Here is a 15,574-nt window from a genome sequence, read left to right as displayed (position 1 = left end):
CGGTAGGAAAATTGCAACAGAGTGCGCGTTGGGTCGGTATGTTGCTAGACACTGGGGGGCTGGCTACTTACAATCGTTTTTATTGCGGGAAAGGTTTTATCGAGACAGGCGCTGGGCCTGTTGGTTACGCGAGCATATTCGCAGTCGCTGCAGCTAAGGTTGCGGCGCTACTTATGGATGTACGCCTTGCTATCATGAGGGGACTGAAGAATGTCATTTGAAGTATTTGAAAAACTGGAAGCAAAAGTTCAGCAGGCGATCGATACCATCACGCTGTTGCAGATGGAAATTGAAGAGCTGAAAGAGAAAAACAATTCCCTGTCTCAGGAAGTTCAGAGCGCTGCGGGTAACCACGAGTCACTGGTCCGTGAAAACCAGCAGCTGAAAGAAGAGCAGCACGTGTGGCAAGATCGCCTGCGCGCATTGCTGGGTAAAATGGAAGAAGTCTGATCCATTCGCACCAACGAAAAGGGCGCCTTAGGCGCCCTTTGTCATTTTCTGCGGTTACTCGATATCGAGCGGATCTTCAGAAAGGATGATGCCGGTGTTGTCGGCATACAGATGATCGCCAGAGAAGAAGGTAACACCGCCAAAATTCACGCGGATATCACTTTCGCCTATCGCTTCGCTGGTGGCTCCTACCGGGATCGCGGCCATCGCCTGAATACCGATGTCCAGTTCTTCCAGATCGTCCACCTGGCGCACCGCACCGTAAACCACGATGCCTTCCCATTCGTTCTGAGTCGCCAGACGGGCCAGCTCCGCGTCAATCAGGGCACGGCGTACCGAGCCGCCGCCGTCGATCACTAATACGCGGCCACGGCCGTTTTCTTCGAGCAGTTCAAACAGCAGGCCGTTATCCTCGAAGCATTTCACCGTAGTGATTTGCCCGCCAAATGAAGTACGCCCGCCAAAGTTGGAGAACAGAGGCTCAACTACGTTGACCTCTTCCTGATAGATATCGCAAAGTTCGGAAGTATCGTATTTCATAGGATTTTACGTCTGTTTGCCGCTGGAATAACCAGTATATCCCTTTATTCGCCCCGTTGGCAAAATCATCAGTGCCAGGATGCGTTCTGGTACGCAAGTCTCAACTAACTGAGCACCACGCCAATTGCAAATAGCACGTTGGCGAGCAAAGCGGCCTTGACCATATGTTCCAGCATCGGGCGCATACCGACGGCCGTAGGGTCACGTAAGACACGCATGCCGTGGCGGTACAGCAGCGGGATGGCCAACACAAACAGCCAGCCCCATAGGCTATGCAGGTTAAGCAGGGTAAACAGGGCAAAACAGACCACGGCGGCGATCAGCAGCGTTGCGTGGTAATAGCGCGCATTCTGTGGCCCAAGGCGGACGGCCAGGGTATTTTTGCCGTTAGCGCGGTCACTTTCGATATCGCGCAGATTATTGATGTTCAACACCGCCGCCGCGAGCAGGCCACAGGCGGTGGCTGGCAACATCACGACGCTATCGAAAGTGTGAGTCTGTAGATAGTAAGTGCCTGCCACGCTGAGCCAGCCGAAAAACACCAATACCGAAATATCGCCCAGCCCGAGATAACCGTAAGGTTTGGTGCCCACGGTATAGGTTATGGCCGCGACAATCGCTAACCCGCCCAGCACCAGGAAGCCCACCACATCGCTGGGTTTTTCACAGGCGACGGCGATTAGCCAGCAACCGGAAATGGCGATCAGCACCACCGTCAGCATCAAGGCCCGCTTCATCTGGCTTTGGGTGATCATGCCCTTTTGCATGCCGCGCAACGGACCGATACGGTCTTCTTTATCGCTACCTTTTACCGCATCACCGTAATCGTTGGCCAAGTTAGAGAGGATCTGCAGCAGACCTGCGGTCAGCAGAGCCAACAGCGCCACGCCGGGTTTGAGGCTACCCTGCCAGGCGGCGATCGCGGAACCGACAACGATGGAGGCAAAGGCCAATGGCAGGGTTCGTGGTCGTAAACTTTCCAGCCAGGCTCTGGCCGGGGTGGTGGTGGTTGATGAGCTCATATTTCGCTTCAGTAAGTCAAAAGACGGTGTCCGTTAAAAATAAATGTGGGAGGCAATGCCTCCCACAAAGATAACTGACAGGACAGTGATAGAGCGATTATAGGATAAAACGACTCAGATCTTCATCCGCTACCAGTTCATCCAGATGATTGCGCACGTATTCCGCGTCAATTGTAATGGATTGGCCGCCAATTTCACTCGCATCGTACGAAATATCTTCCATCAGACGCTCCAGCACGGTGTGCAGACGACGTGCGCCGATGTTTTCGGTGCTTTCGTTAACCTGCCAGGCGGCTTCAGCGATGCGGCGGATACCGTCAGCGGTGAAATCGATGTTGACGCCTTCGGTGGCCATCAACGCTTTGTACTGCTCGGTAAGCGACGCACTTGGCTCGGTCAGGATACGTTCAAAATCTTCCGTGGTCAGCGCTTGCAGCTCAACGCGGATTGGCAGACGGCCTTGCAGTTCCGGGATTAGGTCGGAAGGGCTGGCAGTCTGGAACGCACCGGAGGCGATAAACAGAATGTGATCGGTCTTCACCATGCCGTGCTTGGTGGATACCGTACAGCCTTCCACCAGCGGCAGCAGATCGCGTTGGACGCCCTCGCGGGACACGTCCGGGCCGGAGCTCTGGCCGCTGCGCTTACAGATTTTGTCGATCTCATCGATAAACACGATACCGTGCTGCTCAACGGCTTCCACCGCCTGCTCTTTCAGCTCTTCCGGGTTGACCAGCTTGGCCGCTTCTTCTTCGATCAGCAGCTTGAAGGCTTCCTTGATCTTCACTTTACGCGGTTTCTGTTTCTGCCCACCGAGGTTTTGGAACATCGATTGCAACTGGTTGGTCATCTCTTCCATGCCCGGAGGCGCCATGATTTCCACGCCCATCGGGGCCGAAGCCAGATCGATTTCGATTTCTTTATCGTCCAACTGGCCTTCACGCAGTTTCTTACGGAATGCCTGGCGAGCGGCAGAAGGTTCATTCTGCTCTTCTGCCTGGCCCCAGTTGTTCTTGGCCGGTGGGATCAGCACGTCAAGAATGCGTTCTTCTGCCATCTCTTCCGCACGGGTGCGGTTTTTCTCGATCGATTGCAGACGCACCATTTTCACGGCGGCATCGGTCAGATCGCGGATGATAGAGTCCACTTCCTTACCCACATAGCCCACTTCGGTGAACTTGGTGGCTTCTACCTTGATGAAGGGAGCATTGGCCAGTTTTGCCAGACGACGGGCGATCTCGGTTTTACCGACGCCGGTTGGGCCGATCATCAGAATATTTTTTGGGGTCACTTCGTGACGCAGCATCTCGTTGAGCTGCATCCGGCGCCAGCGGTTACGCAGGGCAATGGCGACAGCACGTTTGGCTTTGTTTTGGCCGATGATGTAGCTGTCCAGTTCGCTGACGATCTCGCGCGGGGTCATTTCAGACATGGTATTCGATCCTTACGCTTTGGAAGGCAATTCTTCGATGGTGTGACAATGGTTGGTGTAAATACAGATGTCGCCGGCGATGGTCAGGGATTTCTCCACGATTTCGCGGGCGCTCATTTCGGTATTTTCCAACAGCGCACGTGCGGCCGACTGGGCATAAGGGCCACCGGAGCCGATCGCAATCAAATCATTTTCTGGCTGAATTACGTCACCGTTACCGGTGATGATCAGCGAGGACGTCTCATCGGCTACCGCCAGCAGGGCTTCCAGCTTGCGTAGCATGCGGTCGGTACGCCAGTCTTTTGCCAGCTCCACGGCCGCTTTCACCAGATGGCCCTGGTGCATCTCCAGCTTGCGCTCGAACAGTTCGAACAGGGTAAAAGCGTCAGCCGTACCCCCGGCGAAACCGGCAATCACTTTGTCGTTATACAGGCGACGGACTTTTTTGACGTTGCCCTTCATTACCGTGTTGCCCAGTGTGGCCTGGCCATCGCCACCGATCACTACCTGGCCGTTGCGGCGTACGCTTACAATTGTTGTCACGAGCAGACCCTCGTTGCGGACGGAAAGAAGTCCCCGCAGCCTCTGCGTTGGCAGAGACTACGAGGCATATTGAGACTATAGATGGGGGGAGATTGACGCTTTTCAACCCCCGACGGAGAGGGGAATGCAACTTGACATGCCCATGCCCTTCAGGCGGGACAGGGTTTTGTCTGCGGCGGCGCGGCTGCTGTATGGGCCAAGCATCACGCGATTCCAGCCACCACCTGCGGTGACTCGGCTTTCAACCCCTTCAAACGCCAACTGTGCCCGAACCGACTCGGCCTGATCGGCTGCGCGGAACGAACCACATTGCACCATCCACTTCTGCTTCGACTCAGGCTTGGTTTCCGGCTTGGCCGCTTCCGTTTTTACTTCTTGTTTCACTTCTGGCTGACGAGTCTGCACTGGCGGAGTCACGGCCTGGGATTTGGGTTGCTGTACCTGCGGCTTCGGCTGCTGCACTTGTTGTTGGTGCTGCTGTACCGGTTGTTGCTGCACGGGTGCTGCGCCGTTGTTGAACGGGTTGCGAGGCTGAGTGACCTGCTGTTGCTGCGCTGGTGGTGCTATCTGCTGTACCGGCGGTTGTACCTGCTGTTGCCGCCCACCGTTACGCAACTGTGAAGGATCGTTGTAAGGCACTTCAGACAGCTGCGTTGGGCGCTGCTGCATATCGGCCTGCATCTGCTCCAGCAATTGGCGTTGTTCGTCGGTCAACTGAGTTTTGGAATTGACCTCTCCCCCGGCCGTTGGCTCGGTAGGTGTCTTGACGCCGATCTGGCGGTTCTCCAGCTCTTTGATGTAACGCCAACGCTCTTCCGGCTTCGGTGGCAGCCCGTTGCCCGGGCGTGTGCCATGCGTAGGCAACATCGGCGTTTCATCCGGTTTATTGTGGGTAATGAAATAAAGACCACCGATAAAGACAACCAGAATGGCGACGGCAAGCGCCACCACGGTTTTGGATACCTTTGGAGAACTGCGTTTTTTACGGCTGGGGGTCTTGCGCCGCGCTGCTCCTGAGCGCCCGCGGCCTACATAGTCTCTCTGTGCCACTATAATTCCGCTGTGTCGTGATGAGGTTAAAACCTATCCTCTGGCTATTTTATCGGCCATTTTGCATCAGCTTACTGCCCTGTAGGTGTAGGCAGGCTCCGGGGAGCGGTTCTGGCAAAATGACCACAACAATGATCATTACGCCGGTTTGGCCGGCGCTGGGTCAGCCATGTTACTTAACCCAAAAATATTTGACTAGCGTTTAGGGGCCGCGGTGCTGCCTCTGATGATCAATTCACTGTCCAGTAACCGGGAACCGCTGTTCACGGTTTGCCCATGTAACTGTTCCAGCAGCAGCAACATTGCCTGCTGGCCAATCTGGAAGCGGGGCTGCGCCACGGTGGTCAGCGGCGGATCGCAATACTGCGCCAGCTTGATATCGTCAAAGCCGACAATCGACAGATCCTGCGGTACCCGCAAGCCCAGCTTTTTCGCCTGGGACAATACGCCGATCGCCATGACGTCGCTGTGACAAAAGACCGCCGTTGGCGGTTTCGGCAGTGCCATCAGCGAGGCTAACGCCTGTGCACCAGCTTCGTAGGTGAAATCACCCCGGGTAATATAGCTGCTTTCGACGGTAATGCCATTACGGCGTAGCGCCTGAATGTAGCCTTGCAACCGATAATGGCTCAGCGGCATCTGTTCTGGCCCGGCGATACAGGCGATCTGTTTATGGCCAAGCTGATGCAGATAATGTACGGCTTCAAACGCGGCGGTCAGGTTGTCGATATGCACCGTTGGCAGTTCCAGCTCCGGTGCAAACTCGTTGGCCATCACCATCGGCGGCAGGTTGCGTTGCTCTTCCTTGCTGGCGTCGAAAGGCAGGTTGGAGCCAAGCAGCAGCATGCCATCGATTTGTTTGGTGATGATCAGGTTAACGAAGGTGCGTTCCTGCTGGTTCTGCTGCGCACAGTCGCCGATCAGCACCAGGTAACCCTGCTGCGCTGCCGTTTGCTCGATCCCCTGGATCACGTCGGCAAAAAACGGATCGCAGATGTCCGGGACGATCACCAGGATAGTGCGGGATTCATTGCGTTTGATATTGCGTGTCAGGGCATGAGGGGAGTAACCCACGGCCAGCACGGCCTGTTCCACTTTCTGGCGCGTTGGCGTTGACACCTTTTCCGGATTCATCAGCGCACGCGACACGGTTGCCGTGGAAACGCCGGCCATTTCGGCAACGTCTTTCATGGTCGCCATGGGTAATTCTTGCTTGTGTTCCAACGCCTTTCTCCTTGCGTCAGCACCCGGCTAACGCGGTTACTTCAGTTTGCTCACAAATTCTGGCATGCAGTGGTGGTGGTGTTATTTTTAGCGTCATCCACATTCAAGCATTCCATTGCCTGGCTGAAAAAATGCCTTCACCGCCATTCTAAACAGATTACGGGCCGCTTTTGTTACCTAATTTGCATGAAAAGTGTGACGCAGGAAGGTTTTTTCGTGTTCGCTCGCAAATTGTGGTGTAAACGTTTGCTTTTAACCGTGGAATTAAGATTTTTCTTAATCAGCTATCAATGGGATCAACGTCTAACGTCCATTTGACTTTACGCGCCTGCGGCAGGGTGCCAATCAATGGCAACGTGCTCTTTATCAGGTGCTGTAACAGTTTTCTGGATGGGTGCTGCAACAACAGTTGCCAGCGGAAGCGACCCCCGCGTTTGGGTTGCAGGGCAGGAACCGGGCCCATGACCCACAGAGAGTCATCTTTCAGCGGGCTGGCTTCCAACAGATTGCGTAGCTGCTGTAAGAACAGCGGTGCCTGCTGATTATCGTGATCTTCCGAACGCACGATGATGTGGCTGGTGTAGGGCGGCAGGAAGACGCTGTTACGCTCGGCCAGGGTTTGCTTGGCAAAGGCGTCGTAGCCCTGTTGCAGCAGGATTTGCAGTAGCGGGTGCTCTGGGTGATGGGTTTGCAGCAGCACCTCGCCCTGCTTGCCTGCCCGCCCGGCACGGCCTGAAACCTGAGTATAGAGCTGGGCAAAACGCTCGGCTGAACGGAAATCGGCGGAGAATAGCGCGCCGTCAACGTCGAGCAATGCCACCAGCGTGACATCCGGGAAGTGGTGGCCTTTAGCCAGCATTTGCGTGCCGATCAGGATACGCGGGCCGCCACGGTGAATATCGGCCAGATGCTGTTCCAGTGACCCCTTGCGGCTGGTGGTATCGCGATCGATACGGGTAATCGCGGTTTCCGGGAACAGGGGAGCCAGTTCATTCTCCAACTGTTCGGTACCGACGCCGACGGAAACCAGGTTGGTGGTACCGCACTGCGGGCACTGATGTGGCACTGGGCGCTGGCTGTCGCAGTGGTGGCAGCGCAGCTGGCGTTGATGCTGGTGGAACGTATAGTAATGGTCGCAGCGCTGGCATTCGGCGATCCAGCCACACTCATGGCACAGCAGCGCGGGGGCATAGCCACGACGGTTAAGGAACAGGATCACTTGGTTGCCGTTCTTCAGGTGGTGCTGCATGCTTTTCAGCAGGGGCTGAGAGAGCCCGACCTTCAGCGGCAAGCCTTTCAAATCGATCAGATGCTGATTGGCCGGTTTGGCGTTGCCTGCCCGCTGGGTCAGTTTGAGCTGACGGTATTTGCCTAACTGCACGTTGTGCAGCGTTTCCAGCGCCGGCGTCGCCGAGCCCATCACCAGCGGAATGTTTTCGGCGTGAGCGCGGAACACCGCCAGATCGCGAGCGTGATAGCGCCAGCCTTCCTGCTGTTTATAGGAGCTGTCGTGTTCTTCGTCGATGATGATCACCCCAAGGCGCGAGAAGGGGGTGAACAACGCCGAGCGGGTACCGATCACAATGGCGGCTTCACCGCTGCGCGCGCGCAGCCAAACGGCCAGCCGTTCGCTGTCGTTCAGGCCGGAGTGCAGGACTTCTACCGGCGCGTTGAAGCGTTCGCGAAAGCGAGCGATGGTCTGCGGGGTGAGGCCGATCTCCGGCACCAACACCAGTGCCTGCTTACCTTTCGCCAGGATATTTTCCAGTACGCTGAGATAAACTTCGGTTTTGCCGGATCCGGTAACCCCGGCCAGCAGCCAGGCGGCAAACTGGCCGTCTTCACTGCGGATCGCACCCACGGCGGTGGCCTGTTCGGTGTTGAGCCGCAGCCGTTCACCGAGTACGGCAAAGCCTGGCCGCCAGTCCTGAGTTGCCACCGTTTGCGAACGCAGGTCGATCAAGCCTTTGGCTCGTAGCGCCTGGAGTGCGCTTTCCGTCAGCTCCAGTTCGCTGACCTGATGCCGATACACCGGGCGTTGCAGCAGTGCCGCCAGTGCCTGTTGCTGCTTTGGCGCACGCTTCAGGCTTTCCGGCGGGGTTGCGCGCCCCTGTTCGGTAGCAAACCATTGCCACAGCGGGGCGGCCTCTGCGGGTTTACCCTGACGCAGCAGAATGGGGAGCGCATGGAACAACACTTCACCGATCGGGTAATGGTAGTAATCGCTGGCCCACAGCAGGATGCGCCACAGGCTGGTGGTGAACAGCGAGTCGTTATCCAGCAGGCTATCGATGGGCTTGAGCTTTTCCAGCGGCAGTTCACTGCTCTCGCTACTGCCAGTGATGATGCCTATCGCCCGTTGCTTTCCCCAAGGCACACTGACGCGCGCGCCGATGACCGGCTGCAGGCCGGCGGGCAGCAGATAATCGAAGGTGCGGGCAAGGGGAACCGGTAGAGCAACGTGTACAACAGGCATGTGGCTGTCCAGGTAGAAAAAAGTGTTGGCTAGTTTACACGGTAGGCTGGCAAATGTACGGATCCGATTGCGCGCTACATTTTATTCTGTATAATTTGCCGCCTTTGGTATAATCCCATATCAAAACCTATTATCAACCACGTGTGGTGTCTGGCGGAACAGGGCTGGATAGCGACACGGCCTTAACTGAGGTTCTCCCATGAAAAAAGGTATTCACCCTAAATACGAAGAAGTTACTGCAAACTGCTCTTGCGGTAACGTGATCAAAATCCGCTCTACCGTGGGTCACGATCTGAACCTGGACGTTTGTGGCGAATGCCACCCGTTCTACACTGGCAAGCAGCGTGATGTTGCTACCGGTGGCCGCGTTGACCGCTTCAACAAGCGTTTCAGCGTACCAGGCGTTAAGAAATAAGTTTTCTTATCGTCAGATGAAAAAGGCGCCTTCGGGCGCCTTTTTTCGTTTTTGCCTTCGGTACAGGCAGGATCAATATTCCCAGGTATCAGGGTCGACACCCAATTCTCGCATCAGTACTTTCGCGGCTTCCGGGATTTCATCGCTGCGTTCTTTGCGCAGGTCTTCATCGTTCGGCAGCGGCTGGCCGGTAAAGGCGTGCAGGAATGCTTCACACAGCAGTTCGCTGTTGGTGGCGTGGCGCAGGTTGTTGACCTGGCGACGAGTCCGTTCATCCGTCAGGATTTTCAGCACCTTCAGCGGAATAGATACCGTGATTTTTTTGACTTGCTCGCTCTTTTTACCGTGTTCAGCGTAAGGGCTGACATACTCGCCGTTCCACTCAGCCATGGGACACCTTAAATTTGTCTGAAAAATACAAAATTCTAAAAACCGGCCAATTATGCCCGATCTTCACTGTGCTCACTAAATAAATGTCTACTTTACGCGATAAGGGTCACTGAATCTGATGATTTAATAGGCTATGCCTATGCATTATTGGGCTAACATCTTATCGTCATGACAAACCGCCATAATTTTAGCGGGTATTGTCCCTTTGCTCAATCTATACGCAAAGAAGTTTAGATGTCCAGATGTATTGACGTCTATATCCACTGCGGTTAATCTTTAGACCTTATTCCCCCACTTTCCGAGAGCCGAGCCACCCTATGACGCGTAAACCAGCCACGATTGCCGTACGTAGCGGTCTGAATGATGACGAACAGTACGGCTGTGTCGTCCCGCCGATCCATCTTTCCAGTACCTATAACTTCACCGATTTCAACCAGCCCCGAGCTCATGATTACTCACGTCGTGGTAACCCGACGCGTGATGTCGTGCAGCGTGCGCTGGCAGAGTTGGAAGGAGGTGCGGGGGCGGTGATGACCGGGAGCGGGATGTCGGCGATCCATCTGGTGACCACGGTATTTCTCAAACCGGGCGATCTGCTGGTGGCCCCTCATGATTGCTACGGTGGCAGCTACCGCCTGTTCGATAGCCTGAGCAAACGCGGGGCGTATCGGGTGCTGTTTGTCGATCAGGGGAATGAAGCCGCATTGCGCGATGCGTTGGCTCAAAAGCCGAAGTTGGTGCTGATCGAAAGCCCAAGCAACCCGTTATTACGCGTGGTGGATATTGCCGCCATCTGTAAAGCGGCCCACGAAGCTGGTGCGCTGACCGTGGTGGACAACACCTTCCTCAGCCCGGCGTTGCAACAGCCGATCGAACTGGGTGCCGATCTGGTCGTCCACTCTTGTACCAAATACCTCAACGGCCACTCCGACGTGGTCGCGGGCGCGGTGATCGCTAAAGATAAAGATCTGGCGGTCGAGCTGGCCTGGTGGGCCAACAATATTGGCGTCACCGGCGCGGCATTCGATAGCTATTTGTTATTGCGGGGGATGCGTACCCTGTCGCCGCGTATCAAGGCTGCACAACATAATGCCGAGGCGATTGTCGGCTATTTACAGCAGCAACCCTTGGTCAAAAAGCTGTATCATCCTTCCTTGCCAGAAAACCCTGGCCATGAGATTGCGTGCCGTCAGCAACGTGGGTTCGGTGCCATGCTCAGCTTTGAACTGGATGGGGATGAAGCGCTGCTGCGCCGTTTCCTGTCTGCTCTGGAGCTGTTTACGCTGGCGGAATCCCTGGGTGGCGTAGAAAGCCTGATCTCACATGCGGCAACCATGACTCACGCCGGTATGGCGCCAGAAGCGCGTGCCGCAGCGGGGATTTCCGAAAGCCTGCTGCGTGTTTCCGTGGGGATTGAAGACAGCGAAGATTTGATTGCCGATCTGGAACAAGCCTTCCAGGCGGCGGCTACGAGGTAAGTCATGAATGCAATTGCGGTAGCAGGGCCGGTTAGCGGACGTCAACTGCACAAATTTGGCGGCAGCAGCCTGGCAGATGTGAAGTGTTATCTGCGGGTGGCCGGGATCATGGCCGAATACAGCCAGCCGGGTGACATGATGGTGGTGTCGGCGGCGGGTAGCACCACCAACCAACTGATCAGCTGGCTGAAGCTCAGCCAGAGCGATCGTCTTTCCGCGCATCAGGTGCAGCAAACGCTGCGCCGTTATCACAGTGAGCTGATCGGCGGGTTGTTGCCTGCGGAAACGGCGGAACCGCTGATTGCCGAATTTATCCACGATCTTGAACGCCTGGCGATCCTGCTGGACGGCAAGGTTGATGATGCGGTGTATGCCGAAGTGGTGGGGCATGGTGAGATCTGGTCAGCCCGCCTGATGGCTGCGGTGCTGAACAAGCAGGACATGCAGGCGGAATGGCTGGACGCGCGTGATTTCCTGCGTGCCGAACGCGCGGCGCAACCGCAGGTTGACGAAGGCCGTTCCTATCCGTTATTGCAGCAACTGCTGGCACAACATCCGGGCAAACGTCTGGTAGTGACCGGCTTTATTTCGCGTAATGACAGCGGTGAAACCGTGCTGTTGGGGCGCAACGGCAGTGACTATTCCGCCACGCAGGTTGGCGCATTGGCCGGTGTGGAGCGAGTCACCATCTGGAGCGACGTGGCCGGGGTTTACAGCGCCGATCCGCGCAAAGTGAAAGATGCCTGTCTATTGCCGCTGTTGCGTCTGGATGAGGCCAGCGAACTGGCTCGTCTGGCGGCTCCGGTGCTGCATACCCGTACCTTGCAGCCGGTGTCTGGCAGCGATATCGATCTGCAACTGCGTTGCAGCTATCAGCCTGAGCAGGGGTCGACCCGTATCGAGCGCGTGCTGGCTTCCGGCACCGGTGCCAAAATTGTCACCAGCCACGATGATGTCTGCCTGATCGAACTCAGCGTTGCGCCGCAGCATGACTTCAAGCTGGCGCAGAAAGAGTTGGATCTGGTGCTCAAACGTGCACAGATCAAACCCTTGGCCGTAGGGGTTCATCCTGACCGTAACCTGCTCCAGCTGTGCTACACCTCGGAAGTGGTGGGTAGCGTGCTGCGCATTTTGCAGGAGGCCGGATTACCGGGTGAACTGCAACTGCGTGAAGGGTTGGCGCTGGTAGCGTTGGTGGGCGCGGGCGTGTGCAAGAATCCACTGCATAGCCATCGTTTCTATCAGCAGTTGAAGGACCAGCCGGTGGAGTTCATCTGGCAGGCAGAAGATGGCATCAGCCTGGTGGCAGTGCTGCGTCAGGGGCCGACCGGTCTGCTGATCCAGGGCCTGCACCAAACGTTGTTCCGCGCGGAAAAGCGTATTGGCCTGGTGCTGTTTGGCAAAGGCAATATTGGTTCTCGCTGGCTGGAACTGTTTGCTCGCGAACAGAAGAATATCTCTGCGCGCAGCGGTTTTGAGTTTAGCCTGGCAGGGGTGGTGGATAGCCGTCGCAGCCTGCTCAATTATGAAGGGTTGGATGCCAGCCGCGCGCTGGCGTTCTTTGAGGATGAAGCCCAGGAACTGGACGAAGAGTCGCTGTTCCTGTGGATGCGGGCGCACCCGTTCGACGATCTGGTGGTGCTCGACGTCACCGCCAGCGGGGAGTTGGCGGAGCAATATCTGGACTTTGCCAGCTATGGCTTCCATGTGATCAGCGCCAACAAGCTGGCGGGGGCCTCGTGCAGCGCCAATTACCGCCAGATCCGCGATGCGTTTGCCAAAACGGGCCGCCACTGGCTGTATAACGCCACCGTGGGGGCCGGGCTACCGGTGAACCATACTGTGCGCGATCTGCGCGACAGCGGGGACAGCATCCTGGCGATCAGCGGCATCTTCTCCGGCACGCTTTCCTGGCTGTTCCTGCAGTTTGACGGCACGGTGCCGTTCACCGAGCTGGTGGATCAAGCCTGGCAGCAGGGGCTGACGGAGCCGGATCCGCGTGTTGACCTGTCTGGACAAGACGTGATGCGTAAGCTGGTGATCCTGGCGCGTGAGGCGGGTTATGACATTGAACCTAACCAGGTGAGGGTGGAGTCGCTGGTGCCTGCAGGCGCGGAGCAAGGCTCCATCGATCAGTTCTTCGAGAACGGCGATGCGCTGAATCAGCAAATGCTACAGCGTTTCGAAGCGGCCAACGAAATGGGCCTGGTGTTGCGCCACGTGGCGCGTTTCGATGCCAATGGCAAAGCGCGCGTTGGCGTTGAGGCCGTGCGGCCAGAACATCCGCTGGCTTCGCTGCTGCCTTGTGACAACGTGTTTGCCATCGAGAGCCGCTGGTATCGCGACAACCCGCTGGTCATCCGTGGGCCAGGGGCCGGTCGCGACGTGACTGCTGGAGCCATCCAGTCCGACCTTAATCGCTTGGCACAACTGCTTTAAATCTTCGCTTTAACCTCGGGGGTGGCGCTACGCTGCCCCCGTTCAATCCTTCAACATGAAATTCTCTCATCTTGCGTGAGGATTAATCATCGTATCTCCCTCACTTTCCTGTTGACTCTTCAGGCAACATCCGGCATTTTCTATCTAGACGTCTAAACGTATAGACGCTTATTATAACGAAGCAAAACAGTGATCGATAAGAGGCGGACAGGGTATGAGTTTTTATCACGCAAACCAGCGGGAAGCGCTGAATCAGAGTCTGGCAGAGTTAAACGGCCAGATTAACGTGTCGTTCGAGTTCTTCCCGCCGCGCACCAGCGAGATGGAAGATACCTTGTGGCAGTCGATCGATCGCCTGAGCAGCCTCAAACCCAAGTTTGTCTCTGTGACCTACGGTGCCAACTCGGGTGAGCGCGACCGTACCCACAGCATCATCAAGGGGATCAAAGAGCGTACTGGTCTGGAAGCTGCCCCTCACCTGACCTGTATTGATGCCAGCCCGGCGCAGCTGCGTGAGATCGCTACCGATTACTGGAACAGCGGTATCCGCCATATTGTCGCGCTGCGCGGTGATTTACCGCCAGGCGGTGGCAAGCCGGAAATGTATGCGGCCGATCTGGTCACGCTGCTCAAAGACGTCGGCGACTTTGATATTTCTGTCGCGGCCTATCCGGAAGTGCATCCGGAAGCGAAAAGCGCCCAGTCAGACCTGATCAACCTGAAACGTAAAATCGATGCCGGTGCCAACCGTGCCATCACCCAGTTCTTCTTCGACGTAGAAAGCTATCTGCGTTTTCGTGATCGTTGTGTGACCGCTGGCATCGACGTAGAAATCGTGCCGGGCATTCTGCCCGTATCCAACTTCAAACAGCTCCAGCGCTTTGCCACCATGACCAACGTGCGGGTGCCAAGCTGGATGACCAGCATGTTTGCCGGGCTGGATGACGATGCGGAAACCCGCAAGATGGTCGGTGCCAATATCGCCATGGATATGGTGAAGATCCTGAGCCGCGAAGGGGTCAAAGATTTCCACTTCTATACGCTCAACCGTGCGGAAATGAGCTACGCCATCTGCCATACCCTGGGCGTGCGTCCTGGTGCAGTGGTTGGCTGATAGATAGCGGTTGCCGTTGCGGCAACCGCGCCATCATCAAGGAACGGCCGGTTGCGTGAGCATCTCCAGGAACCACTGCCGGAATCCTTCGACATCGATTTCCAGACAAACCTCGGCATTGGCTGGCCGTTTCAGACGGTTGGCCAGATCGACGCAGGTCGTTCCTCTGGTCAGTTCACCTTGCGTTTCTACCGCCACATGGCAGGCTTGAGTGGTAAACAGCTCGGGTTTTGCCAGATAGGCCAGAGCGCATAGGTCATGCATTTTCAGCCCACGGCTCATACTCCCACCCCGATAGTGTTGGAACAGGCTATGCAGCATGGCCCCGGTGCGGTTCAGCGTGGGTAAGCTGGCAATCATCTCGGCGGTGAGCGTAGCCCGGTTGGTGACGTCCAGCCCGCACATGACAATCGGGATACCGCTGGTAAACACCATGCTGGCGGCCTCGGGATCCACGTAGATATTAAACTCCGCGTTTGGCGTATGGTTGCCACGGCTGGCGGAGCCTCCCATCATGACGATCCGCGCGATAGATGGCTTACATTCCGGGTAGAGCGTGAGCAACAGGGCAATGTTGGTTAACGGGCCAATCGGCACCAAGACTAGCGGCTCCTTGCTGGCCAGAAGCAGGTCGCGCATCACTTCAACGGCATGACCGTCAACGATCTGCCGTGTCGATTCTTCAAACTCGTACCCATCCAGGCCGGAGTTGCCGTGAATATGGCTGGCATCCTCCAGTTTACGCACCAGCGGAGCCGCTGCCCCGCGAGCTACGGGGGTGGACGCACCCAGGAAATGCAGCAGGCGCAGCGCATTGTTGGTGGTTTTATCCACGCTGACGTTGCCTGCCACCGTACTCACCAGGCGCAGGTCGATTTTTGGATGAAACAGCGCGGCAACCAGCGCGACGGCGTCATCAATACCGGGATCGGTATCCAGGATCATGGCAATAGGTGCAGAGCTAGAGGACATAATATCTCCCATACAGGATGGATCAGGCG

Annotated in this window: 14 protein-coding genes; 5 read left to right on the top strand and 9 right to left on the bottom strand. The window is 56.5% G+C overall.

Annotation, left to right across the window (positions count from 1 at the left end; all coding sequences use genetic code 11):
- Positions 1-210: 210 nt before the first annotated feature.
- Positions 211-450 (top strand): septal ring assembly protein ZapB, encoded by a 240-nt coding sequence (zapB, locus tag ACKWMY_RS15410; RefSeq protein WP_021181887.1) that lies wholly within the window; start codon positions 211-213, stop codon positions 448-450.
- A gap of 54 nt (positions 451-504) precedes the next feature.
- Here zapB and rraA read toward each other — a convergent pair whose 3' ends face one another.
- The 7 genes from rraA to priA all read right to left on the bottom strand — a co-directional run bounded on the left by rraA (position 505) and on the right by priA (position 8,737).
- Positions 505-990, bottom strand: coding sequence for a ribonuclease E activity regulator RraA (rraA, locus tag ACKWMY_RS15405; RefSeq protein WP_021181888.1), 486 nt, complete (start codon positions 988-990; stop codon positions 505-507).
- A gap of 104 nt (positions 991-1,094) precedes the next feature.
- Positions 1,095-2,012: a 1,4-dihydroxy-2-naphthoate polyprenyltransferase gene (locus ACKWMY_RS15400; protein WP_024527907.1), complete on the bottom strand. Its 918-nt coding sequence runs from the start codon at positions 2,010-2,012 to the stop codon at positions 1,095-1,097.
- Positions 2,013-2,109: 97 nt separating this feature from the next.
- Positions 2,110-3,444 (bottom strand): HslU--HslV peptidase ATPase subunit, encoded by a 1,335-nt coding sequence (hslU, locus tag ACKWMY_RS15395; protein ID WP_409486569.1) that lies wholly within the window; start codon positions 3,442-3,444, stop codon positions 2,110-2,112.
- Between the two features lie 12 nt (positions 3,445-3,456).
- Positions 3,457-3,987, bottom strand: a complete 531-nt coding sequence (hslV, locus tag ACKWMY_RS15390) for an ATP-dependent protease subunit HslV (RefSeq protein WP_024527908.1) — start codon at positions 3,985-3,987, stop codon at positions 3,457-3,459.
- A gap of 102 nt (positions 3,988-4,089) precedes the next feature.
- Positions 4,090-5,037, bottom strand: coding sequence for a cell division protein FtsN (gene ftsN, locus ACKWMY_RS15385; protein ID WP_024527909.1), 948 nt, complete (start codon positions 5,035-5,037; stop codon positions 4,090-4,092).
- 195 nt (positions 5,038-5,232) lie between these two features.
- Complete coding sequence (gene cytR / locus ACKWMY_RS15380; protein WP_024482873.1) at positions 5,233-6,261, bottom strand: DNA-binding transcriptional regulator CytR; 1,029 nt, start codon at positions 6,259-6,261, stop codon at positions 5,233-5,235.
- A gap of 280 nt (positions 6,262-6,541) precedes the next feature.
- Positions 6,542-8,737, bottom strand: a complete 2,196-nt coding sequence (gene priA / locus ACKWMY_RS15375) for a primosomal protein N' (RefSeq protein WP_024527910.1) — start codon at positions 8,735-8,737, stop codon at positions 6,542-6,544.
- A gap of 199 nt (positions 8,738-8,936) precedes the next feature.
- Between priA and rpmE the strand changes: the two genes are divergently transcribed.
- The gene (gene rpmE, locus ACKWMY_RS15370) at positions 8,937-9,152 is read left to right on the top strand and encodes a 50S ribosomal protein L31 (RefSeq protein ID WP_021181895.1); all 216 of its coding nucleotides are present in this window, start codon (positions 8,937-8,939) and stop codon (positions 9,150-9,152) included.
- A 72-nt stretch (positions 9,153-9,224) separates the two neighbouring features.
- Here rpmE and metJ read toward each other — a convergent pair whose 3' ends face one another.
- A complete protein-coding gene (metJ, locus tag ACKWMY_RS15365) occupies positions 9,225-9,542 on the bottom strand; it encodes a met regulon transcriptional regulator MetJ (protein ID WP_006317756.1) in 318 nt (105 codons plus the stop codon).
- A 317-nt stretch (positions 9,543-9,859) separates the two neighbouring features.
- Between metJ and metB the strand changes: the two genes are divergently transcribed.
- The 3 genes from metB (at position 9,860) to metF (ending at position 14,573) form a co-directional block, all read left to right on the top strand.
- Positions 9,860-11,020 (top strand): cystathionine gamma-synthase, encoded by a 1,161-nt coding sequence (gene metB / locus ACKWMY_RS15360; protein ID WP_021181896.1) that lies wholly within the window; start codon positions 9,860-9,862, stop codon positions 11,018-11,020.
- A 3-nt stretch (positions 11,021-11,023) separates the two neighbouring features.
- Positions 11,024-13,459, top strand: a complete 2,436-nt coding sequence (locus ACKWMY_RS15355; protein WP_409486568.1) for a bifunctional aspartate kinase/homoserine dehydrogenase II — start codon at positions 11,024-11,026, stop codon at positions 13,457-13,459.
- A 214-nt stretch (positions 13,460-13,673) separates the two neighbouring features.
- Positions 13,674-14,573 carry a methylenetetrahydrofolate reductase gene (gene metF, locus ACKWMY_RS15350; protein ID WP_024527913.1) on the top strand — a complete coding sequence of 300 codons (900 nt, stop codon included), beginning with the start codon at positions 13,674-13,676 and terminating at the stop codon, positions 14,571-14,573.
- Between the two features lie 36 nt (positions 14,574-14,609).
- Here metF and rihC read toward each other — a convergent pair whose 3' ends face one another.
- The gene (gene rihC, locus ACKWMY_RS15345; protein ID WP_199062172.1) at positions 14,610-15,545 is read right to left on the bottom strand and encodes a ribonucleoside hydrolase RihC; all 936 of its coding nucleotides are present in this window, start codon (positions 15,543-15,545) and stop codon (positions 14,610-14,612) included.
- Positions 15,546-15,574: the final 29 nt, after the last annotated feature.

Origin of the sequence: Serratia sp. J2 (genome assembly GCF_046269175.1) — a bacterium.
GTDB classification, from domain to species: Bacteria; Pseudomonadota; Gammaproteobacteria; order Enterobacterales; family Enterobacteriaceae; genus Chania; species Chania fonticola_C.
This window is presented reverse-complemented; position numbering and strand designations above follow the sequence as displayed.

Excerpts from the sequence above, each read along its gene's own strand:
- ACKWMY_RS15355 (WP_409486568.1), top strand. The coding sequence starts at position 11,024 with ATGAATGCAATTGCGGTAGCAGGGCCGGTTAGCGGACGTCAACTGCAC.
- metF (WP_024527913.1), top strand. The coding sequence starts at position 13,674 with ATGAGTTTTTATCACGCAAACCAGCGGGAAGCGCTGAATCAGAGTCTG.
- rraA (WP_021181888.1), bottom strand. The coding sequence starts at position 990 with ATGAAATACGATACTTCCGAACTTTGCGATATCTATCAGGAAGAGGTC.
- metB (WP_021181896.1), top strand. The coding sequence starts at position 9,860 with ATGACGCGTAAACCAGCCACGATTGCCGTACGTAGCGGTCTGAATGAT.
- rpmE (WP_021181895.1), top strand. The coding sequence starts at position 8,937 with ATGAAAAAAGGTATTCACCCTAAATACGAAGAAGTTACTGCAAACTGC.
- rihC (WP_199062172.1), bottom strand. The coding sequence starts at position 15,545 with ATGTCCTCTAGCTCTGCACCTATTGCCATGATCCTGGATACCGATCCC.
- priA (WP_024527910.1), bottom strand. The coding sequence starts at position 8,737 with ATGCCTGTTGTACACGTTGCTCTACCGGTTCCCCTTGCCCGCACCTTC.
- metJ (WP_006317756.1), bottom strand. The coding sequence starts at position 9,542 with ATGGCTGAGTGGAACGGCGAGTATGTCAGCCCTTACGCTGAACACGGT.
- ACKWMY_RS15400 (WP_024527907.1), bottom strand. The coding sequence starts at position 2,012 with ATGAGCTCATCAACCACCACCACCCCGGCCAGAGCCTGGCTGGAAAGT.
- hslU (WP_409486569.1), bottom strand. The coding sequence starts at position 3,444 with ATGTCTGAAATGACCCCGCGCGAGATCGTCAGCGAACTGGACAGCTAC.
- zapB (WP_021181887.1), top strand. The coding sequence starts at position 211 with ATGTCATTTGAAGTATTTGAAAAACTGGAAGCAAAAGTTCAGCAGGCG.